This is a genomic window from Stenotrophomonas sp. YJH_SMC_53, assembly GCF_059369995.1.
In genome coordinates, this window is record NZ_JCAFTF010000011.1 from 43517 (window position 1) to 69976 (window position 26460).

Here is a 26460-nt window from a genome sequence, read left to right on the forward strand (position 1 = left end):
TCACGGATGAGCACTCCCGCTGACAAGATCGCCGTGCTGGGCGCCGGTTCCTGGGGAACCGCCCTGGCCAGCCTGCTCGCACGGCACGGTCACCCGACCGTGCTGTGGGGGCGCGACGCGGCCGTGGTCGAGGCCATCGACCAGCGCCACGAGAACCCGCGCTACCTGCCGGGCATCCCGCTGCCGGACAGCCTGCGTGCCACCACCGATCTGGCGTCGGCGGTGCAGGGCGCGGCCTGGATCCTGGTGGTGACGCCGTCGCACGCGTTCGGCGAGACCGTGCGTGCGCTGGCGCCGCTGCGACCGGCCGGTGCCGGCGTGGCCTGGGCCACCAAGGGCTTCGAACCCGGTTCGGGCCGTTTCCTGCATGAAGTGGCGCGCGAAGTGCTGGGTGAGGATGTGCCGCTGGCCGTCGTCACCGGGCCGTCGTTCGCCAAGGAAGTCACCCAGGGCTTGCCGACCGCGATCACCGTGCACGGCGACGTGCCCGAGTTCGCGCAGGCGGTGGCCGAGGCGATGCATGGCCCGGCGTTCCGCGCCTACACCGGCGACGACATGGTCGGTGCCGAGCTGGGCGGCGCGATGAAGAACGTGCTGGCGGTGGCCACCGGCGTGGCCGATGGCATGCAGTTGGGCCTCAACGCCCGTGCCGGCCTGATCACCCGCGGCCTCAACGAAATGCTGCGCCTGGCCGCTGCGATCGGCGCCAAGCCGGAAACGCTGATGGGCCTGGCCGGCCTGGGCGATCTGGTGCTGACCTGCACCGGCGACCTGTCGCGCAACCGCCGCCTGGGCCTGGCCCTGGGCCGTGGCCAGACGCTGCAGGACGCTGTGCGCGAAATCGGCCAGGTGGTCGAGTCGGTGCAGACCGCCGACGAAGTGATGCGACAGGCGCGCCGTCATGGCATCGACCTGCCGATCTCCGACGGTGTGCGTGCCGTGCTGCATGGCGAGCAGACCCCGGAAGAAGGCTTGCGCGCACTGCTGGCGCGGGAACAGAAACCGGAGTATCCGGACACGCTGTTCAAGTGAATCGAAAAACCCCGGCTACGTGCCGGGGTTTTTTTGTGCGCGGCCCATCCACGCATGGCGTGGATCTACGACGGAACCCCCTTCTGGTAGCGGCCAACCTTGGTTGGCGCCCGGTAGCGCCGGGCCATGCCCGGCGGAAACCATCAGCGCGCGCGGGGCGGTGCGTTGCCGTTGTCCATGTCCGAGAAAATCATCCACGGCCCATTCCCCTCACGCTTCAGCGTGAGCGTGAACTTGCCGGTATCGCCCACGTTGTTGCCGTAGCTGTACGCACCGATGATGTAACCGGTGTTCCCTTCCACCGCATACGCCAAGGCACGCAACCGCAACGGACTGCCGCCCTGTCCGGCATATGCAGCCTCGATCGCAGTGCGCCCGCGCACGGGTGGCTGGTTGCTCTGCAGCACAAAGCCATCCTCAGCGAAGAGCGCAGCCAGTGCCCTGGCATCACCCCCGCGCCACGCCTGCTCGTAGTTGCGCAGCACACGGTCCAGCGGTGCGGGCAGGGCTGCGTCCGGGAGAGGCTGCGCAGGCTTCGCGTTTTCTGCATCGTGGGCAATTGCCGGCGATGCCAGCAGCAGGACACTGCAGAAGATCATGGCGAGTCGTGTGCGGCGCATGCGTCCAGGCCCTGGCGATGATGGGAAGGCTTCAGACGCATCCTAGCGCGCCGCTGGTTAGAATCACGCGGCCGCCGATTCGGTGGATGCAGCGCAGATCAGACAAGGACACGCGATGAAGATGCGAATCACAGGGATGGCGATGATGGCCGCGCTGCTGGCAGCCTGCGGACAGGCACCGGAGAAGGCGGCCGAGGCCGCGTCTGCGGCAGCGCCCGCGCCGGCCACCGAAACACCGGCCGCCACAGCCACCGTGGTCGAAAGCGTGCCGTCCATCGAAGACAGCGTGGACCCCGCGGTGTGGGACAGCGAGGGCGAACCGGAAGGCCCGGGCGCCGGCGGCGAACTGACCTGCGCGGACAATCCGCTGGCGACCCACTTCTTCACCCTGGTCGGCGGCAGTACCGTGGACGACTGCGGCCGCAAGGACCCGAAGGTGCTGGCCGCGTTCGATGCGCTGATGAAGGGCACGCAGGACGCCGAATCCACCGACAAGGATATGCCGTCGCTGCGCAAGCGCCTGCTGAGCGGACCCAGCGGCCCTGGCGAGCTGCTGGTGCTGCAGGGCGAGCCGTGGTGGTTCTACACCGCCTGCCAGGCCCACGACTGCCCCGGCACCGCGTTGGCGATGCTGTATTCGCCCGACCAGTCGAAGATGGTCGGCCGTCTTACCGCGCGCTGCCGTGTGTGGTGGCTGGGCGAGCCGACGGCGGAACAACGTGAGCAGATCGAACAGCGCCAGCCACTGCAGAATGCCGCGTTGAAGGAAGACAGCGCGCTCTGCGAGTGATGTGGCGCCGGCGTCACCCGTCCGGCTGCATACGCGCGCTGGCCTGTGCGTTCATCGTCAGGCACGCCATGATCAGCCCTTCCATCACCCGGTCGCCCACGTACTCGGCCTCCGTGCCGTTCTGGCGCACGCGTTCGGCCGCCAGCAGCAGCTCCAGCGTCACACGCTGGCCGGCCAGTGCGCAGTCCGCATCGGCCAGCGCCATGCAACGGCCCGGCATCTGGTGACGCTCCGGCCAGGGTTGGCCATCGGCGGCCGCGCCTTTGCCGATGCGGTGAAGCGTGGCGATGAAGGCGTTCGGGTCGGTCGCAGCCGCGTGCTCTGAGGGCTTACCGCCAGTGGCGGACGAGCGATGCGGATGCAGGCGGGGGAAGTCCGGTGAGGTCATGGCAGTGCTCCGTGCAGGACAGACGGTAACCGCCACATAGAGGTGGCGGGCGGAGACGTGGCTCGAAAACCGGGAGATCACGAACAAGACCGGCAGGCGCAAGGCCTCCACGCTCCGCCCGCCATAGCCGGCAGACGGAATGCCAGCCGGCGCCACGCGGGGTGACGCCGGCTGGCAAGCGCAAACAACGTTCGTGATCTGACGGGTTTTCGAGGCCCGGCCACCCATTTTCCGGCGGCCCACCATCTGTACCGCCGTCGCTGCGCAACGCCAATCAGAAGAGTTGCATTCAACGCTGGATCAAAGACGCTTTTGGCATTTTTGCATGCTGTTAAGCCGTCGCAGACGCAGGTGCCGCAACGTCCGTAGCAGCATGGGGAATATGCGACATGGGTCGAAGTTGATGACGTGGCGTACGGGCACCCCACCAGGCCGATGACGACAGTGCGGGGCGAAGAACGCAAATCGACTTCGGCGCACTCCGGTGTGTCAGTGCTCTTCGCGTCTCTCGTACCAGGCTTGAGTACGGTTCACGATCCGCACCACGGACAGCATGACCGGCACCTCGATCAGCACGCCCACCACCGTCGCCAGCGCCGCCCCCGAATGCACGCCGAACAGTCCCACCGCGGTGGCCACCGCCAGTTCGAAGAAGTTGCTGGCGCCAATCAGTGCTGACGGGCCGGCCACGCAATGTGCCACGCCCAGGCGGCGGTTGAGCAGGTAGGCCAGGCCCGAAGTGAAATAGACCTGGATCAGGATCGGCACGGCAATCAGCGCGATCACCAGCGGTTGCTTCACGATCTGCTGGCCCTGGAACCCGAACAGCAGCACCAGCGTCAGCAGCAGGGCGGACAGCGATAGCGGGCCCAGCCGTCGAAGCGCACGCTGCAGCCCCGTCTCGCCGCTGCGCGAAAGCATCCAGCGCCGAAGCAACGCGGCCACCAGCACGGGCACCACGATGTAGAGGCCAACCGACAACAGCAGGGTGTCCCACGGCACGGTGATCGCCGACAGGCCCAGCAGCAGTGCAACCACCGGCGCATAGGCAACCACCATGATCGCGTCGTTCAACGCCACCTGGCTCAGGGTGAAATTCGCATCGCCACGGCACAGGTTGCTCCACACGAACACCATGGCGGTGCAGGGCGCGGCCGCCAGCAGGATCAACCCGGCGATATAGCTGTCGATCTGCCCCGGCGGCAACCAGTCGGCGAAGGCATGGCGCAGGAACAGCCAGCCCAGCAGCGCCATCGAGAACGGCTTGACCGCCCAGTTGATGAACAACGTGACGCCGATGCCTTTCCAGTGCTGCTGCAACTGGCGCATCGCAGTGAAGTCGACCTTCAGCAGCATCGGGATGATCATCAGCCAGATCAGCACCGCAACCGGCAGGTTGACCTTGGCCACTTCGGCGGAGGCCAGCGCCGCGAAAGCACCGGGCAGGACGTGGCCCAGCAGCGTGCCCATCGCAATGCACAGCCCAACCCACAGCGTCAGGTGTCGCTCGAACAGGTTCATGGCAATGGCGCCGTCACTGCGCGCCGTCGGTCGGCAGCAACTGGCCGATCCGGTCCAGCGCGTGCTGCAGCGTTTCGCGTTCGGACCACGCCGATTCGGGCAGTGCGAGCAGCGCACGCAGGCGCGTTTTCACGATGGCATGGGCCAAAGCGAAGGCTGCGGCCTTGTCGGCATCGCTGCCTGCTACGGCGGCCGGATCAGGCAGGCCCCAGTGGCTGCGGATGAAGTCACCGAACACCACGGGGCAGGCTTCGGCAGCGGCCGCGTCACACACGGTGATCACCAGATCCATCGGGGCCGCATCCACGAACTCATCCCACGACTTGCTGCGCAGACCTTCAACGGGCATTTCTTCGGCCTGCAACTGGGCGAGCGCGAATGGATTGACCTGACCGGTAGGCTGGCTGCCGGCACTGAAGGCGGTGAAGCGATCGCCGCCCCAGGCCCGCAGGGTGGCTTCAGCCAGCACGCTGCGCGCGCTGTTGCCGGTGCAGAGGAACAGGACATTGCGGGTCATGTGGCTTCCGTGGTCAGTGAGTGGCTTGGACATGCACAGCGCGCTGGCCGGGCAGAGACTAGTGAACTCGGCAGAGCTGCGGATCGCCTCCGCTATCTGCGCGCGATCGCATCCGGCATAGCCGTGCCGCGCGAACCATGGGCCTGCCGACGTTGTCAGCAGCACCAGTTCCCTGACCTGCATGCGGCGGGCCATGTCCTCGGCCGCTGACAGCAACGCGCGCCCAAGGCCGGTATTGCGTCGGTCGTCGGACACCACCAGCGAGCGAAGCAGGGCCGACGCGCCGAAGATCTGCAATCCAACGGCACCCACGGGAACGCCGTCGAGGTCTGCGACGAGAAACGCCACCTCGCTGCTTTCCAGATCGGCCACGGGCAACTGCGCCTGCTGCAGAAGGTCGCGGATGGAGCACAGGTCGTCGCGCGTGCCTGCACGAATCACCGGGTCGGGTTTCATCTCAGCACCTGCATGCCGGTTCGCTCACCGCGCACCGTTCATCCAGGGAGCCCGCGCAGCAGTTGTGCGTCAGGTACTGGATCAAGCCGTTCATCGCATCGAAGTTGGCGCGGTAGCAGACGTGGCGGCCTTGGCTCTCGCTCTCCACCAGCCCGGCCTGCACCAGCTCCTTCAGGTGGAAGCTGAGCGTGGCTGGAGGCACCTGCAGGGCCGTGGCGATGTCGCCCGCCATGCGCCCTGCCGGGCCGGCCTCCACCAGCAGCCGGAAGGCAGCCAGACGGGTGGCATGGCCGAGGGCGGTCAGGGCAGCGATTGCATTCGATGTTTCCATATTTCTAGAATAATCGAATGAATAAGCCAATCACAAGCCTGGACCTGCCCAACCTGGTGGAATCGTCATTGCCCCAGCCCAATCATCACCAGCTCGCCGCGGCAGATCTGGGGCCGCCACGCATTCTCCTGCTCTACGGCTCGCTGCGGCCCCAGTCGTTCAGCCGCAAGCTGGCGCTGGAAGCCGAGCGGCTGCTGCGCCACCTGGGGTGCGAAACCCGGGTGTTCGATCCGCATGCGCTGCCGATGCTGGACAGCGTGGACAGGAATCACCCCGAAGTGCAGCGACTGCGCGAATGGTCACAGTGGTCGGAAGGGCAGGTCTGGGTCAGCCCCGAGCGGCATGGCACGGTCACCGGCGTGTTCAAGAACCAGATCGACTGGTTGCCGCTGGAAGATGGCAGCGTGCGGCCGACGCAGGGCAGGACGCTGGCGGTGATGCAGGTGAGCGGCGGCTCGCAGTCGTTCAACACCGTCAACACGTTGCGCGTGCTCGGCCGCTGGATGCGCATGCTGACCATCCCCAACCAGTCGTCGGTGGCCAAGGCCTGGCAGGAATTCGATGACGACGGCCGGATGAAACCCTCGCCGTACTACGATCGGGTGGTGGACGTGATGGAAGAACTGGTGAAGTTCACGCTGCTGACGCGGGGCCGGTCGGACTACCTGGTGGACCGCTACAGCGAGCGCAAGGGCGACGCGCACGCCGCAGCATTGGCGCGGGCTGCAGGGGCTACGGCTTCCTGAGTTCCAGCACGCGCGCTACCTGCTCGCGCGCTGCGCGCCCTTGCTGTTCTCGTCCTTTGCATCGCCACGGCTCTGCGCGAACGCGGGGAAGGTCTTTGCGATCGAATCCTTGTCCGGCAGGATGTAGAACACACCGCCCTTCTGGAACGTGGATTGCACGATCTGCTCGTAGAAGCCGGGCGAAACGTTGATGCAGCCGTGGGTGACGCGGTTGTCGTCCGGCGTCGGCGTCGCCAGTCGTTCGGCGCGCTTTTCCTTCGGGCTGCCCGGTGGCAGCGGATGCATCGACACGGCGGAATCGTAGTCCACCCACAGCACGCGCCCGGCATCGTCGGAGGGGCCATAGGCGCCAATGAAGCGGCCCGCAGGCGTGGTGCGGTCGTGGCCGGGAATCGCGCTCAGGGCAAGCTTGGCGACGCCGGGTGCGGAATGATCGCCGATGGCCGAACCGAACAGTGCCGGCGCGGCGCCGCGCAGCTTGCCGTCGCCGCCGAAGACCAGGACCTGCGCGGCGGCCTTGTCCATGATCGCGAACGGATAACCCTGATTGTCCTTGCTGGCGACCACCCAGCCGGCCAGCTCGATCACTGTTTCGGAGACGCTCTGGTCGGGCGGAAGTTCATCAACGGCGGCCGCCGGTGGTGCGGGTGCGTCCTTGTCCCTGGCGTTGGCTACGCCGCTGCATGCAACGGCCAGTGCCACGGCCAGAGTGGCGTGCAGGGCGCGGTGTGCAGGGGAGGAGGAGGTACGAATGGGACGGCTCCTGGCAATGCAGATCTGAGGTGGAAGGACGCCAGTGGCCGGCGAGGGCCACTGGTTCCCGATACACAGGTGGATCAATTCAAACAGTGAGGGAGCGATCAGCCGCGCGGCTTGCGTCCGACGGGTGCCCTTTCAAGCTGCTGCACGCGGCCTTCGATCTGGTCCAGGCGCTGGTTGGCCTGCTGTGCCGACTGGTTGGCGGACTCGGCACTCTGTGCAGCGCCCTGCACCTTTACATCGAGCTGATCGAGGCGCGAGTTGATGGTTGCGAACTCGTCCTTGTAGGTGGCACAAGCGCCAAGGCTCACGGTGGCGATGAGCGCGACAGCAAGTGCGCGGGCTGTCTTCATGTGTTGCGGGTTCAGGTTCATTGCACTCCCTCCTTCGTCTGGGGAAGCTGGAATATAGCGGCGTTTGTTCCCCACGCTGACAAGCGCTTTCAGCTGAAATTGGAAGACGTGGAAGGATTGTGAAATGTATTCATCAGCAAAGCTTAACGAGTGAGATCAGGCGAGCTGATGTGCACAGAGGCGATGGCCTTGTGGTTGCTCGAATCGCCCAATTCATCAGCCTGAAGACGGCCTCATTCCTTCCCGTTTTCCACTGGCCCACACGCCGGGCGCCATTCACTTGCGGCAATCAGTGCCGGCGCACTTTCCGGACGCACCGCTAGCAGCGTGGCGACGGCACCGGCTTTATCATCGGCGCGGGCAACGTAGTCAGCGGCAATGCGGTAGCCGATCCAGTAGCCAAGATCGCCGCGGCGCGTTTCGTCGCCGGCTCCGTTGTAGAGCCATTGCGTCAGATCAGTACCGGCGCTGTCCCGGGCGAACTGGCGTTCCAGGGCGCATTCGCGGCCCTGCGTCCAACGACGCAGATGCGCGTTGGCCGGTTGCCCCGAGATCAGTTCGCCCACGTACTCGGCGCCGCCTTCAAGCAACGTCTGATAGAGCAGGGTGGGCTGCGCGACATCGACGCTCGCACCGGGCTGCTGCACGTGCACGTACTCATGGGCGATCAGGTGCACGAAACGATCGCCGATGTCGGGCTGCATCCAGTCGGCGTTGCACAGCGCCTCCAGTCCGATCGCCACGCCGTCGGGCGTGGTGACACCGCCGCTGTTTCCCCGACCCACCAGCACGGTGACCGGCGGAAAACGTGCGGAGGGAAGCAGCGTGCCCAACCGATCGAGTGCCTTGGCAACCCGCTCGCGGATCTCCGGCAGCGCCGTCGCACAGGTACGGGCTTTGGCAAACAGCGCAGGTTTGTGCTGGATCGCATCGGCAAGACGATCCATCGAGCCGATACGGCTGTCAGTGAAGCTGCGTAGTGCATCCGTACCCGCATGCAGATAGCCGCGCTGCAGATCGTCGGCACTTGGCTTCCCTCCGCTTGCATCCAGCACGCTGAAGAAGCGCGCGACATCGTCGGTCTGAATCACGATGCGCCCGGAAGGGCGGGTACGCTCGGCTGCGTTGGCTACCTGCAGCATCATCGGCAGGGCGAAGAGCAGCAAAGCCCGCACTGTGCACCGGGCATGAAGCGGAAACAGCAGTGACGCGATGGATGCGTGCGGCATGAGGAGTTCCCTGAACGCCAGCCTTATTTATACACCAGTCAGTTCAATATTCAGGGTCGATTAGACCCCCTAACGGATAATTCACACCTGTCGACCGCCTCCTCTCTCTCCCCCTCCCGGGAGGCGGCCGACGAAACCAAAATAATTAAAGGTGTGTCCCGATGAACAAGAATTCGCTGCTCGCCCTGGGTCTTCTGGCTGCCCTGCCGTTCGCTGCATCGGCAACCGATGGCCTGTCGTACAACTACGTTGAAGGCGGCTATGTGAACACCGATGCCAAGGGCGGCGACGCCGATGGCTGGAAGGTGAAGGGTTCCGTGGCGGTGCACCCGAACTTCCACATCTTCGGCGACTACAGCGCGCAGGAGACCGACAAGTTCAAGAACGACGTCGACCAGTGGCGCATCGGTGCCGGCTACAACTACGGCATCGCACCGAACACCGACCTGGTGGCCCGTGTCGCGTACCAGAAGTTCGACATGAAGCACGGCCTGGACTTCAACGGCTACTCGACCGAAGTCGGCGTGCGTACCGCGTTCAACCCGTACGTGGAAGGCTACGTGATGGCCGGCTACGAGGACTACGCCAAGAAGCACGGTATCAACCCGGACGGCGAGTTCTACGGCCGCGTCGGCGCCACCGCCAAGTTCAACCAGAACTGGGGCCTGAGTGGCGAAGTGAAGCTGGCCAAGGCCGGCGACCGCGAGTGGTTCGTGGGCCCGCGCTTCACCTGGTAACAAACGCCTGTCGTTAGAGCGTGTTGTGCTGGCGTGTGACTCTCTCTCTCTCCCACACGCCAACCGAAGCCCGGCCTCGCGCCGGGCTTCTTCTTTTCTGTGCATCCGGTAGAGTGCAGGGCCGCAGGGCGGTCCTGCAGAGCCTGGCGCGGCGGATTCCAGCGCAATCACGATCAAGGGACATGATGAAGATGAAGGCGATCACTGCTGTGGCAGCACTGCTGCTGCTGCTGGGAACGGCGCAGGCGCGTTCGAGCGCCGAATGGAATCTGAAAGGCGCCAACCGTTCGGAAGGCGGGGTTGTGCTGACCCTGGTGAGCAAGACGCCCGAACTGACACCAGCCAACCGGCAGGCGGCCGAACAGACCGCAACGCGCCAGTGTGCAACCTGGGGCCTTCCCGCTGCCGAACTGAACGGTGAGATCGAGCGTGCGTGCGATGGGCGCAGCCGTTTCGGCAAGTGCAAGCGGTGGCAGTTCACCATGCCCTTGCAGTGCAGTGCCGCGGTTTCACAGTGACGTCGTGTCGTTTGCCGCAGGGCATGGGGGTGCCCCGACGAGGTGTTCGACTGGCTGCGCGAACGCGGTCTGCCAAGCGGTCGCTGCCAGCGTATCGCCCGGAGTGGGCCGCAGCAGTTCCATGTAGCGCAGGAATGCACGGTGCTGCGCGCTGGACGGAACGAGAACCGCTCCGTCCCCGGTCAGGCGGTTCCGCTATGATCCCGGCACGTCGCCATTGACGATGCACCCGCCTCAAGCCAGCAGGAACTGCCGTGAATTCCCAGCCCGCCCAGATCACCGCTCTCAATCACACGCTCGACAACGAGCCGCAGCAGATCACCGCGCCACTGACCCATTCGGCGGCGTTCCTGGTGCTGAAGGTGAAGGACGACGAGGCGTCGATCGCCAAGGCGCGGGAGGTGCTGGCCAGCACCGATGATCTGATCAAGAACACCGCCATCCGCGAGATCGAGCGCACTTTCACCTGCAACGTGGCCATCGGTCATCGCGTGTGGCAGCCGCTGGTGGGCACCACGCCGCCGCGCGAGCTGAAGCCGTTCCGCGAGATCAAGGGCGCGACCCACACGGCCGTGTCCACGCCGGGCGACCTGCTGTATCACATCCGCGCACGCACCATGGACCTGATCGTGGCGTTCGAGCGTAACCTGCTGATGGCCTTCGGTGATGCGGTCGAGACGGTCGATGACGTGGCCGGCTTCCGCTACTTCGATGGCCGCGACCTGCTCGACTTCGTCGACGGCACCGCCAACCCGGAAGGACTGTCGCTGCCGGAAGCCACCATTGTTGGCGATGAAGACCCCGAACATGCCGGCGGCAGCTACGTGGTGGTGCAGAAGTACCTGCACAACCTCGATGCCTGGCGCGCGCAGAAGACCGAGGCGCAGGAAGCGATCATCGGCCGTACCAAGCACGACAACATCGAGCTGGACGATGCGCCGGCCGATGCGCAGAAGTCGCACAAGACGCTGTGCACCATCGAAGACGCCGATGGCGAGCACGAAATCCTGCGTGACAACATGCCGTTCGCCAACCCGGGCCGTGGCGAGTACGGCACCTACTTCATCGGCTACACGCGTCGCCTGTGGGTGATCGAGAAGATGCTCGAGCGCATGTTCATCGGCAATCCCGCGCCGCTGCACGACCGCATCCTCGACTTCTCCACCGCCACCACCGGCGTGACCTTCTTCGCGCCGTCGCGCAAGGTGCTGGCCGACCTGGGCGAGTGATCGCGCCGGGCCATCACGGCCCGCCATCCGCCTGTCATCTATGGCGCCGACCATGGCGCGCTGGATGGGAGTGCAGGAGGCTGGCGATGGTCATGGCAGGGAACAGGACCGGCGTACGCCGCTGGTGGCGGCCACTTGCCGCGTTGTTCGGGGCATTGGCACTGGGGAGTGCCAGCGTTTCCGCGCAGGAGGCTCCCGCACACTGGATGGCCTACGCCACCGCCGTGGGTGGCCAGCTGCAGCAGCGCCTGCAGCAGGAGCAGGACCCGCAGGCGCAGCGCGTGCTGGAATGGCTGCAGGCACACCCGGACACGCCCACGCCGCTGCCGGTGAGCGTGTGGATCGCGGCGGATGGCCATATCTCGAAACTGGAATTCGACAGCCTGGGTGACGCCCGGGTCGACGCCGACCTGCGCGCGACGCTGCAGGCCGCGCCGTTGCAGGCGGCTCCGCCGGCCGACATGCGCCAACCGCTGCGACTAGGCCTGGTGCTTGACCGGTAGATCCACGCCATGCGTGGATGGGCCTACCGGTGACCCTTCAGCCACGCATGGCGTGGCTCTACTGTGGATGGCCAGCGCACAGCCCGGCCATCCGCATCAACGATCCGGCGCCACCTGCGGTTCGCGTGCGGCCGCGCTCCATGCGCGCAGGCCGAACACGGCCAGGCCGAGGAAGAACACGTACAGCGCGGCGGTCACATGCAGCGACTTGAACAGGTACGCACCCACATAGACCACGTCCACGGCGATCCATACCCACCAGCAGGCGACGTGGCGGCGTGCCTGCCACCACTGGCCGACCAGGCTCAGTGCGGTCAGCATCGCGTCCAGCCACGGCAGCGCGGCATCGGTGAAGGTGTGCATCCCGGCGCCCAGCATCACGCCGCCGCACAGGCCGATGGCCAGGTCACGCAAGAGCTTGCCGCGCGCCAGCGGCACGATGCGGATGCTGCCCTCATCGGCGGCGTGCTGGCGCCAGTTGAGCCAGCCATATACCAGGAAGCCACCGAAGGCGACCTGCAGCAGCGTATCCGAGTACAGCTTGGCCTCGGCGAACACCAGGCCATACAGCGTGACCGACAGCAGGCCCACCGGCCAAGCCGCCAGCCGGCGCCGGGCCATCAGCCAGACGCCGAGCACACTGAACAGTGCGGCGGTCCACTCCAGCATCACGCCGCTCACAGCGCGAACGTCACCGACAGGCGGGCCTGTCGCGGTGCGCCGGGGAACAGGTAGTAGTCACCGCCGCTGCTGCCGGTATCGCGCCAGTAGAAGCGGTTGAACACGTTGTCCACCGACAGGTTCCAGGTCACCGCACGCTCGTGCAGGCGATGCTGGAAGCGCAGGCCAGCATCGAACACCGAGTAGTCCGGTGCGCGCACGCCGCCGTCGGCACGTGCCACGTTGGAACCGGCATAGCGCCAGCCGCCGGTCACGTCCAGGCCCTGCACGAACGGCAGCGCGTAGGCCACGTGCACGCTGGCCCGTACCTTCGGCACGTTCACCAGCTGATGGCCTTCATAGGCCGGCGTGCCGGTGTCGCGCGCGCGCGCCTGCAGCACGCTGGCACTGGCCACGATCTGCAATGCATCCGTCAGCTGGCCGTTGGCGGTCAGCTCCAGGCCGGTGTGGGTCTGCGTGCCTTCCTCGACGAAGGTGTAGCCGACGTCGCTGCTGTCGGGCTTGGCGTACTGGTACGGCTGCGAGATGCGGAACACGGCTGCGCCCAGCGTCAGCGCCTCGACCGGCACGTACTTCACGCCCACTTCCAGCTGCCGCGACTGCACCGACGGCAGGAAGGTATCGGCATTGCTGGTCCAGAACGGCGCTTCCTGGCCCAGCGAAATGCCGCGCACATAGCTGGCATAGGCGTTGAGCTGGTCGGTAGCCCTCCACACCAGCGCGGTCTGCGGCAGGAACCGGGACAGGCGGCTGTGCCGCTGCGGGGTGCCACGCTTGTCGTAGGCACGCTCGTCCAGGCGCACGAAGCGGCCACCGGCCAGCCACTGCCAGTCATCACCGAAGCTCATCCGGTCCAGCGCGAAGAACGCGGTCTGGCGGCTGTCCAGGCGTCGTGCGGATGGGCCCGGCATCTTCGGCGATGGCGCGAACACCGGCACCGGTGCCTCGTGGATGTTGCTGGTACCGACGTACTCGTTGACGCTCGGGCGCTTGTCCACGGTGCGGCGGAAGTAGTCGGCGCCGACGGTCAGCTGGTGGCCGACGCTGCCGGTCTCGAAGCGGCCACGCAGCTCGGCACGGGCCTGCTGGTTGCGGCGGGTATCGTCCGGGCTGCGGTAGTCGTAGACGTCGTAGTCGCCGTTGGGTGCGAAGTAGTTGCCCGGCACGCTGCCATTGGCACATTGCGCGGCGTAGTAGCAACCGTAGGCGAAGGCGACGTTGTCATCGATCACCGAACGGCTATGGCCCACCGATACACGTGATTGCCAGGCGTCGTTGAAGTCGTAGGTATGCAGCGCGGTGATGTTGGTGCTGGCGATATCCACCGGGCGCTGCCACGGCTGGTAGCCGAGCAGATGCTCGCGGTCGACACCGCGCGGCAGGTCACGCGCGCCCAGCAGCTGGTAGCCGGACACCGAGCGCTGCGAGCTGGTCTGGTAGTTGGCATCCACTTCCAGCTTGCCGCGCTCGCCGATCAGCCAGTCGGCGGCCAGCGAGTAGAAGTTGCGGCGGCCATCGGCGTGCTCGACGTAGGAATGGCTGGAATCCCATGCGGCATTCAGGCGCACGCCGAAGCGCGGGGTGATCCAGTGGCCGACATCGACGGCAACGTAGCGCGAGCCTTCCGAATCGGTGCCGAGCGTGGCGGTGCGCACTTCCGCCGGGCGCTTGCCGATGTAATTGATGATCCCGCCCGGCGCCATGACGCCTGCCGCCAGGCCGGCTTCACCCTTGAGGATCTCCACCGACTGCACGTTCTCCAGCGCCAGGCGTTGTTCGCCGGCGATGGACAGCCCGTTGAAGCGGTAGCCGGTGGCCGCGTCCAGTGCGAAGCCGCGGATGGCGATGTTCTGGTAGTAGCCCACCGGCGCGTAGGCATCACCCAGCGAGGCATCGTTGCTGGCCAGCTCGGACAGCGAACGTACCTGGCGGCGGTCGAGGTAATCGCGCTCGAGCACGTTCATCGACGCGGGCGTGTCCTTCCAGCTGCCGCCTCCGAAGGCATTCACGCGCGAGGTATCGTCCTTCGGTTTGCCGGCCTGCACGCGCACCGCCGCCAGTTCGGTCGGCGAGCGCTCGGCGCCGGTGGCAGCCGCATCGGGGGACGCTTCGGCCTCGCTGGCGTGCAGCGGCAGCGCGGCGCAGAGTGCGAGGGAGAGCAGGGTGGGGCGCAGGCAGCGGTTCATTCGGTTCGTCTTCGGACAACAAGGGAGACGAAGCGACGGCGCGCAGGTGCACCGGCCCATGACGGGGGGGGGCTGCGGCTCAAAGCTCCCTACGCCGGTGCAAACCGGATCAGGTTCCAAGGGACTCTCTCAGCCTGGCAGATCCAGGCACCCCCGCTTCAGGTGACCATTTCACTACAAATGGTACGGATTTGCGAGCGCCACCCAGGGTCAGATCCCTTTCCTGCGGAAAGGGATCTGACCCCAACGCTGCGTCAACCGGATCACGCGGCGGCGTGCAGGGCCTGCAGCAGTGCCTGCCCCGGGGCGGTATGGAACCACGCCGGATGGCCGAGCATGAAGGGCTGCCACGCCACATCGGCATTGGCGGTCGAGCCGGTGACGCCCTCGAAATACTCCACTTCGGACAGCGCGAAGTCGAAATGCACCATCGGCAGCAGGTCGGCCAGCAGGTGCACGCGTGCCGCCGACAGCGGCAGCACCTGGCGGTAGCCATCGAGCAACGCCAGCGCGATATCGATGCGCACCGCCTCCATGCCGCGCTCCAGCTCCAGCCATGCCACGGCGTTGCGCTCGATTGCGGTAGCCAGGTCGAACAGTGCACTGGTGGGCGAGGCCAGGCCGAAATCCAGCACGGTGCTGACCTGCCCGTCGCGCCACAGCAGGTTGGAGACATGCCAGTCGTTGTGCGCCCACAGCCGTGGTTCGTCGCGCAGGCGCTCGGCCAGTCCCGTGTGCCACGGCAGCACGTCACGCCGCAGCTGTGCTTCCCACGGAATGCGCGCGAGATAGCGGGCCAGGCCGGGGCGCGCGTGCAGACCTGCCTTGATTGCGGCGATCGGATCGTCGGCGCGGATCAGGTCGTCGCGCGCCACCAGCAGATGGGTGCTGCGCTGGGGCGCGTGGTAGCTGGCGGCGGCGCGGTGCAGCTGCGCGAGTGCGCGTCCGGCTTCGTGGGCCTGCGCGACATCGGTCAGCAGCGACCACGACACCGCGTCGCGGTACAGGTCATCGCCTGCGCCGACGTCGTGCAGTTCAAACGTCCAGTCACCGTGTTCGACCGCGGTGTGACCATCGGTCGCTGCCAGCACCTGCGTCACCGGCACGCCAGCAGCGTCGAGATGGGCGATGAAGCGGTGTTCTTCTTCCAGGCAGGCCGCGTTGCGCACGCTGTGGTGATGGCGCTTGATGAACACCGCGCCGCGCGTGCCATCGACGATGGCGGCAGCCGACAGCGGTCGCGGGCTGTGCCAGCGCGGTTGGCTGCCGCTGTCCAGCTGCGGATAGCACCGCCGCAACCACGCGATGTCCGCCGCGCTGATCGGTGGCCAGTCGGCAGCGACCTCGTCGTTGTTGAGGCCCTGCACGCGGTGGGAGGTAGACGTCATGCCGCAGCCCGAGAGGGGAAAGTCACATCCAAGGCTGCGCATTCAACGCCATGCGCGCGGCCAACGCAAACGGGCGGGTCATCGACCCGCCCGTTTCTGCCATCGGCAGGGTAACGCCGCCGTGCCGCTTACCAGCCGCGATGGCGACCGCGGTCGTGGTAGTAGCGGTTGTCGTAGTAACGCTCGCGCTGCCAGCGGCGGTCGTCGCCACGATTGTAGTAGCCGCTGCGGTAGTAGCCACGATCGTAACGGCGGTCGTAGCGATTGTCGTAATAGCGACGGTCGCGGCGGTCGGAGGTGGTCAGATTGCCGATTGCGCCACCAGCCACGGCACCGCCCACGGTGGCCGCAGGGTCGCCGTTGGAGAGCAGGTTGCCGGCCACGCCACCGACCACGGCGCCGACCAGGGTGCGCTTGTCCTTCCTCGACATCGCGCTGGCATCGCTGACCACGGCGACACCGGCAACCAGCGCCAGAGCCATCGCCAGACCACGGAAGCTGAGTGTGGAAGTACTGAGCATGTTCGTTCTCCTGTGAGGTGCATGCCACGCTGGGCAGGGAGGGCGCGGGGCGCCCCGGCTGCCGTGATGTCCACGCTGGCGTTCCAACATTGCCGGAACATTGCCTGGTGCACCGAGCGGCTTGCGCATTCATCTAGCGGCAGGCGGCATGAAGCAAGGCTGAAAGCGGCTGCGGCCGCTCAGCTGGCGGAAAGGGAAAGGGCAGCGGAGGTGGCCCCTCCCTTCTCTGCCAAGGCGTTGGCATGTCCGACGCCCATCGCTTTCTGGGCCTGCCGCGCCTGCTCCTGCGGGGTCACCTGCTGCGGCCGCAGCACGTCAGGCGCGCTCTGCACCGCACCGCGGCGAACTGGCGGCCCGCGTCTCCACGGTGACGCGGCTGGCGGCTGGACATGCGCCGGTCGACTCCTTCGACCTCGCATTATTGCCGGGGCTATTATGTGAATCGCGTCTCAGATTTTCCCGTCACGCAGATAGTCGAACAATTCGGCATCGCCCTTCAGCCCCAGCTTGAGCATCGCATCGCCCTTCTGCCGGCTGATGGTGCTGACGCTCTTGTGCAGCAGCAGCGAAATCTCCTTTACCGTCATGCCGGTGCCGAGCAAGCGCAGCACCTCCACCTCGCGCGGGGACAGCGGCTTGCCGTCGCCCTCGCGCATGCGCCAGCTGCCGGCCGCTTCCACCCGCTCGCGCAGGCTGCGGCTGATGTAGGGCTGGCCGCGATAGACCGACTGGATGGCCTGTGGCAGTTCGTCCATCGACGAACTCTTGTCGACCAGGCCGAGCACGCCGCTGTCGAGCACCATGCGCAGGATCGCCAGGTTGCTGGAGACGCTGAGCATCAGCACCGGCAGGTCGGGATGGCGGCGGCGGATCATGCCGATCATGGCGAAGCCGTCGGCCTGCGGGCTGCCCGGCATGGAGTAGTCGGTGACCAGCAGGTCACAGGGCTGGCTGGCGAGCAGGGTCATCAGCGCCTGCGCGCTGTCGGCCTCGCCGACCACGCGGCCGACGCCGCTCGACTCGATGACGGCGCGGGTACCGATACGGACCACGGGGTGATCGTCTGCGATGATGATGCGCAAGCTCATGCTCTAGTATGGCCATCGGGCACGCCGGACCGCGACCATCGCGGTCCCTGGCAGGATTCTAGGAGATCGACGCAGATGCGTAGGTGGGCTGTTCGCGGGCTGCTCCTGCTGCTGGCGGTGCTGGCGCTGCCCGTGGCCCAGGCACAGCCGGCCCCTGGCCTGCTGCCGCTCAGCCCATTGCAGCGCGAATACCTGGTGGCGCATCCGACCATCGTTGTCGGGCAGTATGACAGCGGCTGGCCGCCCTTCGAGTCCCTCCGTGATGGCGAGCAGGTCGGGCTGGGACCGGACTACCTGTCGCATCTTGCTCGCCAGCTCGGTGTGAAGGTCGAGGCGCGCCGCTATCCGGACTGGACATCCGTGCTGGATGCGGCATGTCGTGGCGAGATCGACGTGGTGATGAATGTCGGCCTCAGCGCCGACCGCACCCGCTGCATGGTCTATACCGCGGCCTACAGTGAGGCGCCGCTCGCTCTGGTGGGCCGGCCCGATGACCTGCGTGCCTCCGACATGCCGGACCTGGATGGGCTGAGGGTGGTGATCGAACAGGACTTCCTGACCGGTCCGCAGGTGCGCGCCCGATTCCCGCGTGCCCGCCAGCTTGTCGCAAACGACACGTTGAGCGCATTGCAGATGGTCATAGACGACAAAGCGGACGTCTACATCGGCAATGCCTTCGTCGCCACCGAGCTGATTGCCAGCCGGCGCCTGCAGGGCGTGGCGCTGTTGCGGCCGAGCGACCTGCCCCCCGAACGGTTGCACTTCGGCATTCCCAACAGCAAGCAACCCCTGGCCGAAGCTCTGGACCTGGCGCTGGCCGCGACCAGCCAGGCCCAGCGCGATGCCCTCGCACAACGCTGGTTGTCACCGCCGCACTGGTCGGCATCGGCGCAGCTGGCGCTGAGCCAGGCCGAGAAGCGTGTGCTGGAGCAGCCGCTGATGATCGGTTTCGCGCCGAATGCCGCGCCCCTGTCGTTCACCGGCGAGGATGGCCGGCCCAGTGGCCTGGCCAGCGAGTACCTGCAGCGCCTGATGCAGGCCGGCGCCAACCTGAAGGTCGAGAACAGCCACGACTGGTACGAGGTGCGTGAGAAGGCCCGCCGCGGTGAACTGCAGGCGGTGATGGGCATACCCGTTGATTCGCGCTACCTGGGCCCGGACTGGGTGTTCAGCCAGCCCTTCATCAGCGTGCCGAACGTGATTGTGGTCAGGAGCGATGGCGAATCGCTGCTGGGCCTGGCCGACCTGCAGGGCAAGCGCGTGCTGCTGTCCGACCCGGAGCGCGTGCGTGGCTATGTGCAGCAACAGGCGCCGCAGGCCCGGATCATTGCTGCGCGGAGTGCCGAGCAGGCGCTGCAGCGCCTGCTTGAGGGTGAAGCCGATGCCTATGTGGGCAACCTTGCCGTGGTCGATCACCTGCTGCGCAGCCGTTTCCCGGGGCGGATGCAGGTCGCGGCTCCGGCCGGTTTCAACGACCAGCTGGCGCTGGCAGTGGATCGCCGCCATGCGGCCCTGGCCACGACCTTCGATCGCCTGCTGCTGCAGATGACCCCACGCAAGCGCGAGGCGTTGCGCAGCGCCTGGCTGGCGGTGGAGTACCGCAATGGGGTCGACTGGAGCAATCTGCTGCGGTGGGGCGTGCCCGTGCTGATGGTGCTGCTGACCGCACTGCTGGTGCATGGCGTGGGCCATTGGCGGCTGCGCCGTGAGGTGGCAGGACGCCGCCAGCTGGAGCAGCGCCTGGCCGAGGTGACCGACAACCTGCCGGCGGTGGTCTACCAGGCCCGTCGCGATGCCGATGGCACGCTGAGCTTCCCGTTCATCGCCGGCGACCTGCCTGCGTTGTTCGGTATCACCCGTCAGCAGGCCGAACAGGATGCGAGGGTGTTGCTGGAACGCGTCGAGCAGGAGGACCGCGCGCGCATCCTGCATTCCATCGAGCAGGCCGCGCACCAGTTCGCGCCGTTGATCCTGGAGTTCCGCCTGCGCAGCGACGGCGAAGGCGTGCGCTGGGTGCGCAGCCAGGCCCATCCCTACGCCGCCGAAGAAGGCGCGGTGATCTGGAGCGGGTACTGGGTGGATGTAAGCGAGGCGCGGATGCAGGCCGATGCACTGGCGGCGGCGAAGGCGGACGCCGAGCAGGCCGCTGAGGCCAAATCGCGTTTCCTGGCCACGATGAGCCACGAGATCCGTACGCCGATGAGCGGCGTGCTGGGCATGCTGGAGGTGCTGGCACACTCACCGCTGGACAGCGAGCAGCAGCGCATCCTCGGCGTGATCGAGGATTCGGCGCAGATGCTGCGGCAGATCCTCGATGACATCCTCGATTACTCGCGGCTGGAAGCGGGTGCACTGCGCCTGGAGCCGGTACCGCAACCGCTGCGGCCGCTGCTGGAAAGCGTGTGCCGGTTGATGTCGGCGCAGGCCAGTGCACGCGGGCTGGAGCTGCATGTGCAGATCGACCCTCAGCTGGCGGCAGCGCACGAAGTGGATGGCGTGCGCCTGCGCCAGATCGTGTTCAACCTGCTCAGCAATGCCATCAAGTTCACTGCGCGCGGCGAAGTGCGGCTGCAGCTGGAGGTACTGGGCCCGACCGCCGACGACGGCAGCCAGCCGCTGTGCCTGAGCGTCACCGACACCGGCATCGGAATCGCACCGGAACAGCTGCAGCACCTGTTTGCGCCGTTCACCCAGGCCGGTGCCTACATCCAGCGCGACCATGGTGGTACCGGCCTCGGCCTGAGCATCTGCCAGCGCCTGGTGCAGATGATGGGCGGCGAGCTGGAGCTGCACAGCACGCTGGGCGAGGGCACCCGCGCCGAGGTGCGGCTGGCGCTGGTGGAGGCAGGCAGGGGTGACGTTGAAGCGCTGGTTGCGGAGCAGGAGCAGGCGGCGCTGCTGCCGCCGGCGCTGCGCGAGGCACGCGTGCTGGTGATCGAGGACCACCCGACCAACCAGGCGATGATGGCGTGGCGGCTGCAGCAGCTGGGCGTACCCCATGTGCTGCTGGGCGATGGCCAGCAGGCACTGGACCGCTTGTCATCGGAGGCCTTCGATCTGGTCATTACCGACTGCCGCATGCCGGTACTCGACGGCTTCGGTTTCACCCGCCTGTTGCGCGAGCGCGAGGGCCGTACCGGCCAGCCGCGGCTGACGGTGCTGGCGCTGACCGCCAGCGTGCTGGACGACGATGCACGCCGCTGCCGCGAAGCCGGCATGGACGAGGTGCTGGCCAAGCCGCTGTCACTGGCCACGCTGCGCACCGCGCTGCTGCGCTGGCTGCCGCAGGCACAGGGCCAGTCATTTGATGCGCCGGTGCAGGAGACTGTCGCCGACGACGCTGAAGTGCTGCCTGATCTGGCCACCCTGCAGCAGCGCTATGGCTCGCGCGCCGTGGCCGAGCAGCTGCGCGACAGCCTGTTGCAGGCCAGTGAAAGTGATCTGGCTGCGGTGCAGCGCGCCGTGCGGGCCGGTGACCGCGAGACTGCGGCGCTCCACCTGCATCGCCAGGCGGGCGGTCTGGGGGCGATCGGGGCAAGCGCACTGGCCGGGCAGGCCAACGCGCTGGTCGAGCGCCTGCAGGATGCGACCGAGGCCGATCCGGCACCGGTGTTCGCCGCTGTAACGGCGTTCGTGGCACGGCTGCAGCATCAGCTGCAGCGACTGGCTCACTGAGCCGACTGCTGTTGCAGGTAGGCGATCACCAGCGCGCGGCGTTCGGCGCTGGGAAAGGCGTTGTACATGCGCGTGCCGGGCACCACGTGGGTGGGCGACTGCAGGAACGCGTCCAGGGTCTGCGCGCTCCAGGTGATGTCGGCGCGGCGCATGCCGTCGGAATAGCCGTAATCGGGCAGGCTGCCGGCGCGACGGCCGATCACGCCGTGCAGGTTGGGGCCGAAGCGGTGGATGCCGCCAGGCTGCACGGTGTGGCAGCCGGCGCACAGTTCGAACGCGCGCTGCATGGCCTGCTGGCGGGCCTGTTCGGGCGTCGCCGGCGCCGCAGGCGGGCGCTGGCAGGCCGTGGCAAGCAGGGCCACGGCAACGGTGGTGAGCAGGCGGGAGGCACGCATGGGCGGGCAGGATAGCGGTGCGGTGGAGCGGCCGGGCTGCGACACGCGGTCGCAGCCCGGGGCGATCACATGCCCGAGTAGTTCGGGCCGCCGCCGCCCTGCGGGGTCACCCAGACGATGTTCTGGGTCGGATCCTTGATGTCGCAGGTCTTGCAGTGCACGCAGTTCTGCGCGTTGATCTGCAGGCGCGCGTTGTCGGCGTCGCCGACGAACTCGTACACGCCGGCCGGGCAGTAACGGGCTTCGGGGCCGGCGTACTCGGCCAGGTTCACCTTCACCGGAATGCTCGGATCCTTCAGCGTCAGGTGGCTGGGCTGGTTCTCGTCGTGGTTGGTGCTGCTCAGGAACACCGAGCTGAGACGATCGAAGGTCAGCACGCCATCGGGCTTGGGGTAGGCGATGCGGGTGTGCTGCGACGCCGGCTCCAGGCAGGCGTGGTCCGGCTGGGTGCGGTGCAGGGTCCACGGCGGGTTGCGCACGCCCAGCTTCGGCAGCAGCCACTGCTCCACGCCGGTCATCAGCGTGGCAACGGTCTGGCCCTTCTTGAACCACTGCTTGAAGTTCTTGGCCTGCTGCAGTTCGGTGAACAGCCAGCTGGCTTCAAACGCCTTCGGGTAGGCGCTCAGTTCATCGTGCTGGCGATCGGCGGCCAGCGCGTCGAACGCGGCGTCGGCGCACAGCATGCCGGTCTTGATCGCGGCATGGCTGCCCTTGATGCGGCTGGCGTTGAGGTAGCCGGCCTCGCAGCCGACCAGCGCGCCCCCGGGGAACACCGTCTTCGGCAGCGACAGCAGGCCGCCGGCGGTGATCGCACGGGCGCCGTAACCGATGCGGGTGCCGCCCTCCAGGTGCTTGCGGATGGAGGGATGGGTCTTGAAACGCTGGAACTCCTCGAACGGGCTCAGCCACGGGTTCTTGTAGTCCAGGCCGACCACGTAACCAATGGCGACCTTGCCGCCGTCGGCGTGGTACAGGAACGCGCCGCCGTAGGTGTCGCTGTCCAGCGGCCAGCCAGCCGCATGCACCACCAGGCCCGGCTCATGCCTGGCCGGGTCGATCTGCCACAGCTCCTTGATGCCGATGCCGTAGGCCTGCGGGTCCTTGCCTTCGTCCAGTTTGTAGCGGGCGATCAGCTGGCGACCGAGGTGGCCGCGCGCACCTTCGGCGAAGATCGTGTACTTGGCGTGCAGCGCCATCCCACGCTCGAAGGCCGGACCGATGCTGCCGTCCTTCTCGATGCCCATGTCGCCGGTGGCCACGCCGATCACCTCGCCGTTGTCGCCGTACAGCACTTCTGCAGCGGCGAAGCCCGGGAAGATCGCAACCTCCAGCGCCTCGGCCTGCTGCGCCAGCCAGCGGGTCACTTCGCCCAGGCTGATGATGTAGTTGCCTTCGTTGTGGAAGCACTCCGGCAGCAGCGCATTGGGGGTGCTGCGCGCGCCGGTCTCGCTGAGGAACAGGAATTCGTCGCGGGTGACCTTCTGCTTCAGCGGTGCGCCGCGCTCGGCCCAGTCCGGGAACAGCTCGGTCAGCGCGCGCGGATCCATCACCGCGCCGGACAGTACGTGCGCGCCCGGTTCGGAGCCCTTCTCCAGCACGCACACCGACAGCTCGCGGCCGGCTTCGAGCGCGCGCTGGCGCAGGCGGATCGCGGTGGCCAGGCCGGCGGGGCCGGCGCCGACGATCACCACGTCGAACTCCATTACTTCACGCGGGGGCAGGGCGTTGGCTTCAGCGCTCATCGATTGCATGACTCGTGGGTAGGGCCGGCATCGGGGCCACCGGCGGTGCCTGGGAATCGCGCGTGCGGCCACGGGCGAAACGGTTGTTTGAATGTGTCAGGGTACCGGGCCGCGCGTGATCGAGCTAGATCGACGATGTTCACGTCATGATTGCTGCATTGCAGCGAACGCGGCTTCGGTAGTCGCCAACCTTGGTTGGCGCCGGCAGAAAATACCAGCGCCGACCAAGGTCGGCCTCTACCCGTGCACCAACGCTGCGCGGATGACCGACAATGGCCGGGTCCTGACTGCGTGTGAGTGCCATGGCTTTGCATCCGTACGATCTGTTCGATGTCCGTTCCCTGCTCAACGAGGAAGAGCGCGCAGTGCAGGAGAGCGTCGCCCGCTTCACCAACGAGCGCGTGCTGCCGATCATCGGCGATGCCTTCGACCAGGCCCGCTTCCCCGATGAACTGGTGCCTGAGATCGCCTCGTTGGGCCTGCTGGGCGCGACGCTGCCGGCCGAGTACGGCGGCGGTGGCCTCGGCGCGGTCAGCTATGGCCTGATCTGCCAGGAGCTGGAGCGCGGCGATTCGGGCCTGCGCAGCTTCGTGTCGGTGCAGAGCTCGCTGTGCATGTACCCGATCTACGCCTATGGCAGCGAGGAACAGCGCCAGCAGTGGCTGCCGGCGATGGCGCGCGGCGAACTGATCGGCTGCTTCGGCCTGACCGAGGCGCACGGCGGTTCCGATCCGGCCAGCATGAAGACCCGCGCGGTGCGCGACGGCAGTGACTGGCGCATCAGCGGCAGCAAGATGTGGATCACCAGTGGCCCGGTGGCCGATCTGGCCATCGTCTGGGCGCAGACCGAGGACGGCATCCAGGGCTTCGTGCTGGAAAAGGGCATGGCCGGCTTCACGACGCAGGAGATCAAGCACAAGATGAGCCTGCGCGCGTCGCTGACCGGCGCGCTGTTCTTCGATGACGTGCGCGTGCCCGACAGCCATCGCCTGCCGAACGTGAAGGGCCTGAAGGGGCCGCTGGGCTGCCTGACCCAGGCCCGTTACGGCATCAGCTGGGGGCCGATCGGTGCGGCGATTGCCTGCCTGGATGAAGCACTTGGCTATGCCAAGGAGCGCGTGCTGTTCGGTCGCCCGCTGGCCGCCACGCAGAGCGCGCAGATCAAGCTGGCCGAGATGGCCCGCCGGATCACCACCGCGCAGTTGCTGGCGCTGCAGCTGGGCCGGCTGAAGGAAGCCGGCCAGCTGCAACCGCAGCAGGTCAGCCTGGCCAAATGGAACAACTGCCGCATGGCGATCGACATCGCCCGCGAGTGTCGCGATCTGCTCGGTGGGGCTGGCATCACCACCGAACACGTGGCGATCCGGCATGCGCTGAACCTCGAATCGGTGATCACCTATGAAGGCACCGAGACCGTGCACCAGCTGGTGATCGGCCGCGAACTGACCGGCATCAACGCGTTCTGAGTGCACCGGTAGTGCCGGCCGCTGGTCGGCATTGCCAGGTAGGGTGCACGCGCCCCGGGCAACGCAAGGGCGCCCACTCCTGATTGATCCAGGCGGAAGGCATCCACGCATGGCGTGGATCTACCGCGCGGCTGTTGGGTCCGCCTTGAAGCGAGCCGAGCACCACAGGACCGACGGGGGCGAAGAGGCGCGGGTGTCTGAGCGCAGCGAGTTCCGCGCCGTTCCCCGGCGGGCCGAGGAGCGCAGGGTACCGGTGCGCAGCACCGGCTCGCAGACGGCGGCGCGTTTCTTTTGGTTACTTTTCTTTCCGCGTGGAAAGAAAAGTAACGCCATGAACGCATGCGCCCGCCACAGCACCAATCAGGCAGAAGAGAGACGCGTGGAGCTACGCCCCACCGGCAAACCCATGCTGCCGCCACGCCTCGTACATCACCACCGCAACGGTGTTGGAAAGATTGAGGCTGCGGTTGTCCGGCCGCATCGGCAGGCGCAGGCGGCGGCCATCGGGCAGGGCATCGAGCACCTCCTGCGGCAGGCCACGGCTTTCCGGGCCGAACAGGAACGCATCACCGTCTTCGAAGGCCACGCTGTCATAGCGGACGCTGGCACGCGTACTCAGGGCGAACAACCGCTTTGGTGCGATCCGCGCCAGCGCGGTGTCCAGGTCGGGGTGGACCTGCAGGCGCGAGTACTCGTGGTAGTCCAGGCCGGCGCGCTTGAGCTGCTTGTCTTCCAGTGCGAAGCCGAGTGGCTCGACCAGGTGCAGCTGCGCGCCGGTGTTGGCGCAGAGCCGGATCACATTGCCCGTGTTGGGCGGGATTTCCGGTTGGAACAGGATCACGTGGAACTGGGGCGCGGCATTCATCGGCGCAGTGTACCTGCGACGACCGCCGCCTTTACGGCGCACGCCCTGCACGGGGCAGGGCGGCACCGGTTACGGGCGCAGCAGGACCTGGGCGGTTTCGGTGGCCAGGGCCTGCAGGTCGGCGGCGCTCGGGCGCACCTGCAGGGCCGGCAGGTTGACGATGACCGAGTTGGCGACGTTGGTGGCAGCGGCAGCCAGGGTGGCGGCGTAGCGCTGGGCTTCCAGTTCGGCGGCCAGGGCGACGCGCTGTTCCAGGCTCGGGCGCACTTCCACCGAGGCCAGGGTGGTGATCGGCATCGCGGCGGCGACCGGGGCGGCGCCGTAGCCGTTGCGCTCAGCCAGCTGGTCGGCGCTGGGGCGCACTTCCACGGTGGCCAGGGTCGGGATGCCGCTGGCCTGTTCCCAGGCCTGCTGGGCCAGCTGGTCGGCGGCCGGGCGAACCTGCACGGTGGCCAGGGTCTTGATGGATTCGGAGGCCTGCACCGACGAAACAACCGCGGTGCCGGCGATCAGGGCGATGGCGATGGCAATGGTCTTGGCGTTCATGACGGGGCCTGTTTAGTGTTGGTGATCAGTGGTGTGGTAGTAAGGTAGTACACCAATTCTGGGCATGCAAGAGAAATTTTCTGTTTCCTGCATCTGTTCAGTCTTCAGTCAGCTTTTGTCTGAAGCCCTTCCTGGCGCAGGAAGTACCAAGCAATCCGCGTGCCAACTTTTAGTTATT

The 26460-nt window shown here is 66.9% G+C and carries 26 protein-coding genes, 1 pseudogene and 1 riboswitch; of the genes and pseudogenes, 9 read left to right on the plus strand and 18 right to left on the minus strand.

Annotated features, from left to right (window positions below):
• Nucleotides 1-6 precede the first annotated feature (6 nt).
• Nucleotides 7-1032, plus strand: coding sequence for an NAD(P)H-dependent glycerol-3-phosphate dehydrogenase (locus AC5P7X_RS16505; protein ID WP_053497785.1), 1026 nt, complete (start codon nt 7-9; stop codon nt 1030-1032).
• A gap of 143 nt (nt 1033-1175) precedes the next feature.
• On the opposite strand, the gene AC5P7X_RS16510 is transcribed toward AC5P7X_RS16505, so the two are convergent.
• The gene (locus AC5P7X_RS16510; RefSeq protein ID WP_346607761.1) at nt 1176-1631 is read right to left on the minus strand and encodes a YybH family protein; all 456 of its coding nucleotides are present in this window, start codon (nt 1629-1631) and stop codon (nt 1176-1178) included.
• Nucleotides 1632-1767: 136 nt separating this feature from the next.
• Here AC5P7X_RS16510 and AC5P7X_RS16515 point away from each other — a divergent pair, with 136 nt between their 5' ends.
• The gene (locus AC5P7X_RS16515; RefSeq protein WP_495215162.1) at nt 1768-2442 is read left to right on the plus strand and encodes an Ivy family c-type lysozyme inhibitor; all 675 of its coding nucleotides are present in this window, start codon (nt 1768-1770) and stop codon (nt 2440-2442) included.
• A gap of 13 nt (nt 2443-2455) precedes the next feature.
• On the opposite strand, the gene AC5P7X_RS16520 is transcribed toward AC5P7X_RS16515, so the two are convergent.
• The 5 genes and pseudogenes from AC5P7X_RS16520 to AC5P7X_RS16540 form a co-directional block, all read right to left on the minus strand.
• Nucleotides 2456-2830, minus strand: a complete 375-nt coding sequence (locus AC5P7X_RS16520; protein ID WP_495215185.1) for a hypothetical protein — start codon at nt 2828-2830, stop codon at nt 2456-2458.
• 489 nt (nt 2831-3319) lie between these two features.
• A complete protein-coding gene (gene arsB, locus AC5P7X_RS16525) occupies nt 3320-4351 on the minus strand; it encodes an ACR3 family arsenite efflux transporter (protein WP_495215164.1) in 1032 nt (343 codons plus the stop codon).
• A 13-nt stretch (nt 4352-4364) separates the two neighbouring features.
• Nucleotides 4365-4868 (minus strand): arsenate reductase ArsC, encoded by a 504-nt coding sequence (locus tag AC5P7X_RS16530; RefSeq protein WP_495215186.1) that lies wholly within the window; start codon nt 4866-4868, stop codon nt 4365-4367.
• 36 nt (nt 4869-4904) lie between these two features.
• Nucleotides 4905-5324, minus strand: a pseudogene (arsN2, locus tag AC5P7X_RS16535) (arsenic resistance N-acetyltransferase ArsN2); the annotation flags it as partial.
• 1 nt (nt 5325) lies between these two features.
• Nucleotides 5326-5655 (minus strand): ArsR/SmtB family transcription factor, encoded by a 330-nt coding sequence (locus AC5P7X_RS16540; RefSeq protein WP_495215165.1) that lies wholly within the window; start codon nt 5653-5655, stop codon nt 5326-5328.
• 17 nt (nt 5656-5672) lie between these two features.
• On the opposite strand from AC5P7X_RS16540, the gene arsH reads away from it, so the two are divergent.
• Nucleotides 5673-6401 carry an arsenical resistance protein ArsH gene (gene arsH, locus AC5P7X_RS16545; protein ID WP_495215167.1) on the plus strand — a complete coding sequence of 243 codons (729 nt, stop codon included), beginning with the start codon at nt 5673-5675 and terminating at the stop codon, nt 6399-6401.
• A 15-nt stretch (nt 6402-6416) separates the two neighbouring features.
• Here the strand turns inward: arsH and AC5P7X_RS16550 are convergent, their stop codons facing one another.
• From AC5P7X_RS16550 to AC5P7X_RS16560, 3 genes are all read right to left on the minus strand, one after another.
• The gene (locus AC5P7X_RS16550; RefSeq protein WP_053497771.1) at nt 6417-7103 is read right to left on the minus strand and encodes a L,D-transpeptidase; all 687 of its coding nucleotides are present in this window, start codon (nt 7101-7103) and stop codon (nt 6417-6419) included.
• A gap of 158 nt (nt 7104-7261) precedes the next feature.
• Nucleotides 7262-7534 (minus strand): hypothetical protein, encoded by a 273-nt coding sequence (locus AC5P7X_RS16555; protein ID WP_005420910.1) that lies wholly within the window; start codon nt 7532-7534, stop codon nt 7262-7264.
• A gap of 212 nt (nt 7535-7746) precedes the next feature.
• Nucleotides 7747-8742, minus strand: a complete 996-nt coding sequence (locus AC5P7X_RS16560) for a DUF2268 domain-containing putative Zn-dependent protease (RefSeq protein WP_495215168.1) — start codon at nt 8740-8742, stop codon at nt 7747-7749.
• Between the two features lie 161 nt (nt 8743-8903).
• Between AC5P7X_RS16560 and AC5P7X_RS16565 the strand changes: the two genes are divergently transcribed.
• From AC5P7X_RS16565 to AC5P7X_RS16580, 4 genes are all read left to right on the plus strand, one after another.
• Entirely contained in the window at nt 8904-9479 is a 576-nt protein-coding gene (locus AC5P7X_RS16565; protein WP_053497769.1) for an OmpO family porin, read from the plus strand.
• Nucleotides 9480-9688: 209 nt separating this feature from the next.
• A complete protein-coding gene (gene yecR / locus AC5P7X_RS16570) occupies nt 9689-9997 on the plus strand; it encodes a YecR family lipoprotein (RefSeq protein ID WP_495215170.1) in 309 nt (102 codons plus the stop codon).
• 254 nt (nt 9998-10251) lie between these two features.
• Nucleotides 10252-11226 carry a Dyp-type peroxidase gene (locus tag AC5P7X_RS16575; protein ID WP_495215171.1) on the plus strand — a complete coding sequence of 325 codons (975 nt, stop codon included), beginning with the start codon at nt 10252-10254 and terminating at the stop codon, nt 11224-11226.
• Between the two features lie 86 nt (nt 11227-11312).
• Entirely contained in the window at nt 11313-11729 is a 417-nt protein-coding gene (locus tag AC5P7X_RS16580; RefSeq protein WP_495215172.1) for a hypothetical protein, read from the plus strand.
• Between the two features lie 96 nt (nt 11730-11825).
• Here the strand turns inward: AC5P7X_RS16580 and pnuC are convergent, their stop codons facing one another.
• The 5 genes from pnuC to AC5P7X_RS16605 form a co-directional block, all read right to left on the minus strand.
• Nucleotides 11826-12398, minus strand: a complete 573-nt coding sequence (pnuC, locus tag AC5P7X_RS16585; protein ID WP_346607766.1) for a nicotinamide riboside transporter PnuC — start codon at nt 12396-12398, stop codon at nt 11826-11828.
• A gap of 8 nt (nt 12399-12406) precedes the next feature.
• A complete protein-coding gene (locus AC5P7X_RS16590) occupies nt 12407-14596 on the minus strand; it encodes a TonB-dependent receptor (protein ID WP_495215174.1) in 2190 nt (729 codons plus the stop codon).
• Between the two features lie 69 nt (nt 14597-14665).
• Nucleotides 14666-14761: riboswitch (TPP riboswitch) on the minus strand.
• A 98-nt stretch (nt 14762-14859) separates the two neighbouring features.
• A complete protein-coding gene (locus AC5P7X_RS16595) occupies nt 14860-15984 on the minus strand; it encodes a phosphotransferase enzyme family protein (protein WP_495215175.1) in 1125 nt (374 codons plus the stop codon).
• Between the two features lie 128 nt (nt 15985-16112).
• On the minus strand, nt 16113-16505 hold the full coding sequence (locus tag AC5P7X_RS16600) for a glycine zipper 2TM domain-containing protein (RefSeq protein ID WP_053497758.1): 393 nt from the start codon (nt 16503-16505) through the stop codon (nt 16113-16115).
• Between the two features lie 449 nt (nt 16506-16954).
• Complete coding sequence (locus AC5P7X_RS16605) at nt 16955-17593, minus strand: response regulator (protein WP_005420808.1); 639 nt, start codon at nt 17591-17593, stop codon at nt 16955-16957.
• A 75-nt stretch (nt 17594-17668) separates the two neighbouring features.
• On the opposite strand from AC5P7X_RS16605, the gene AC5P7X_RS16610 reads away from it, so the two are divergent.
• The gene (locus AC5P7X_RS16610; protein WP_111127160.1) at nt 17669-21268 is read left to right on the plus strand and encodes an ATP-binding protein; all 3600 of its coding nucleotides are present in this window, start codon (nt 17669-17671) and stop codon (nt 21266-21268) included.
• Here AC5P7X_RS16610 and AC5P7X_RS16615 read toward each other — a convergent pair.
• Both AC5P7X_RS16615 and AC5P7X_RS16620 read right to left on the minus strand, forming a co-directional pair.
• On the minus strand, nt 21262-21663 hold the full coding sequence (locus AC5P7X_RS16615; RefSeq protein ID WP_053497753.1) for a c-type cytochrome: 402 nt from the start codon (nt 21661-21663) through the stop codon (nt 21262-21264). The genes AC5P7X_RS16610 and AC5P7X_RS16615 overlap by 7 nt on opposite strands.
• A gap of 65 nt (nt 21664-21728) precedes the next feature.
• Nucleotides 21729-23405, minus strand: a complete 1677-nt coding sequence (locus tag AC5P7X_RS16620) for an electron transfer flavoprotein-ubiquinone oxidoreductase (protein ID WP_065185567.1) — start codon at nt 23403-23405, stop codon at nt 21729-21731.
• 302 nt (nt 23406-23707) lie between these two features.
• Between AC5P7X_RS16620 and AC5P7X_RS16625 the strand changes: the two genes are divergently transcribed.
• Nucleotides 23708-24871, plus strand: a complete 1164-nt coding sequence (locus AC5P7X_RS16625) for an acyl-CoA dehydrogenase family protein (RefSeq protein ID WP_005420799.1) — start codon at nt 23708-23710, stop codon at nt 24869-24871.
• A gap of 385 nt (nt 24872-25256) precedes the next feature.
• On the opposite strand, the gene AC5P7X_RS16630 is transcribed toward AC5P7X_RS16625, so the two are convergent.
• Both AC5P7X_RS16630 and AC5P7X_RS16635 read right to left on the minus strand, forming a co-directional pair.
• The gene (locus AC5P7X_RS16630; RefSeq protein WP_049400563.1) at nt 25257-25736 is read right to left on the minus strand and encodes a tRNA (cytidine(34)-2'-O)-methyltransferase; all 480 of its coding nucleotides are present in this window, start codon (nt 25734-25736) and stop codon (nt 25257-25259) included.
• A gap of 69 nt (nt 25737-25805) precedes the next feature.
• Nucleotides 25806-26282 (minus strand): XAC0231 family protein, encoded by a 477-nt coding sequence (locus AC5P7X_RS16635; RefSeq protein WP_053497746.1) that lies wholly within the window; start codon nt 26280-26282, stop codon nt 25806-25808.
• Between the last annotated feature and the right edge of the window lie 178 nt (nt 26283-26460).

Excerpts from the sequence above, each read along its gene's own strand:
- AC5P7X_RS16505 (WP_053497785.1), top strand. The coding sequence starts at position 7 with ATGAGCACTCCCGCTGACAAGATCGCCGTGCTGGGCGCCGGTTCCTGG.
- AC5P7X_RS16510 (WP_346607761.1), bottom strand. The coding sequence starts at position 1,631 with ATGATCTTCTGCAGTGTCCTGCTGCTGGCATCGCCGGCAATTGCCCAC.
- AC5P7X_RS16515 (WP_495215162.1), top strand. The coding sequence starts at position 1,768 with ATGAAGATGCGAATCACAGGGATGGCGATGATGGCCGCGCTGCTGGCA.
- AC5P7X_RS16520 (WP_495215185.1), bottom strand. The coding sequence starts at position 2,830 with ATGACCTCACCGGACTTCCCCCGCCTGCATCCGCATCGCTCGTCCGCC.
- arsB (WP_495215164.1), bottom strand. The coding sequence starts at position 4,351 with ATGAACCTGTTCGAGCGACACCTGACGCTGTGGGTTGGGCTGTGCATT.
- AC5P7X_RS16530 (WP_495215186.1), bottom strand. The coding sequence starts at position 4,868 with ATGACCCGCAATGTCCTGTTCCTCTGCACCGGCAACAGCGCGCGCAGC.
- AC5P7X_RS16540 (WP_495215165.1), bottom strand. The coding sequence starts at position 5,655 with ATGGAAACATCGAATGCAATCGCTGCCCTGACCGCCCTCGGCCATGCC.
- arsH (WP_495215167.1), top strand. The coding sequence starts at position 5,673 with ATGAATAAGCCAATCACAAGCCTGGACCTGCCCAACCTGGTGGAATCG.
- AC5P7X_RS16555 (WP_005420910.1), bottom strand. The coding sequence starts at position 7,534 with ATGAACCTGAACCCGCAACACATGAAGACAGCCCGCGCACTTGCTGTC.
- AC5P7X_RS16560 (WP_495215168.1), bottom strand. The coding sequence starts at position 8,742 with ATGCCGCACGCATCCATCGCGTCACTGCTGTTTCCGCTTCATGCCCGG.
- AC5P7X_RS16565 (WP_053497769.1), top strand. The coding sequence starts at position 8,904 with ATGAACAAGAATTCGCTGCTCGCCCTGGGTCTTCTGGCTGCCCTGCCG.
- AC5P7X_RS16580 (WP_495215172.1), top strand. The coding sequence starts at position 11,313 with ATGGTCATGGCAGGGAACAGGACCGGCGTACGCCGCTGGTGGCGGCCA.
- pnuC (WP_346607766.1), bottom strand. The coding sequence starts at position 12,398 with ATGCTGGAGTGGACCGCCGCACTGTTCAGTGTGCTCGGCGTCTGGCTG.
- AC5P7X_RS16590 (WP_495215174.1), bottom strand. The coding sequence starts at position 14,596 with ATGAACCGCTGCCTGCGCCCCACCCTGCTCTCCCTCGCACTCTGCGCC.
- AC5P7X_RS16595 (WP_495215175.1), bottom strand. The coding sequence starts at position 15,984 with ATGACGTCTACCTCCCACCGCGTGCAGGGCCTCAACAACGACGAGGTC.
- AC5P7X_RS16600 (WP_053497758.1), bottom strand. The coding sequence starts at position 16,505 with ATGCTCAGTACTTCCACACTCAGCTTCCGTGGTCTGGCGATGGCTCTG.
- AC5P7X_RS16605 (WP_005420808.1), bottom strand. The coding sequence starts at position 17,593 with ATGAGCTTGCGCATCATCATCGCAGACGATCACCCCGTGGTCCGTATC.
- AC5P7X_RS16610 (WP_111127160.1), top strand. The coding sequence starts at position 17,669 with ATGCGTAGGTGGGCTGTTCGCGGGCTGCTCCTGCTGCTGGCGGTGCTG.
- AC5P7X_RS16615 (WP_053497753.1), bottom strand. The coding sequence starts at position 21,663 with ATGCGTGCCTCCCGCCTGCTCACCACCGTTGCCGTGGCCCTGCTTGCC.
- AC5P7X_RS16620 (WP_065185567.1), bottom strand. The coding sequence starts at position 23,405 with ATGAGCGCTGAAGCCAACGCCCTGCCCCCGCGTGAAGTAATGGAGTTC.
- AC5P7X_RS16625 (WP_005420799.1), top strand. The coding sequence starts at position 23,708 with ATGGCTTTGCATCCGTACGATCTGTTCGATGTCCGTTCCCTGCTCAAC.
- AC5P7X_RS16630 (WP_049400563.1), bottom strand. The coding sequence starts at position 25,736 with ATGAATGCCGCGCCCCAGTTCCACGTGATCCTGTTCCAACCGGAAATC.
- AC5P7X_RS16635 (WP_053497746.1), bottom strand. The coding sequence starts at position 26,282 with ATGAACGCCAAGACCATTGCCATCGCCATCGCCCTGATCGCCGGCACC.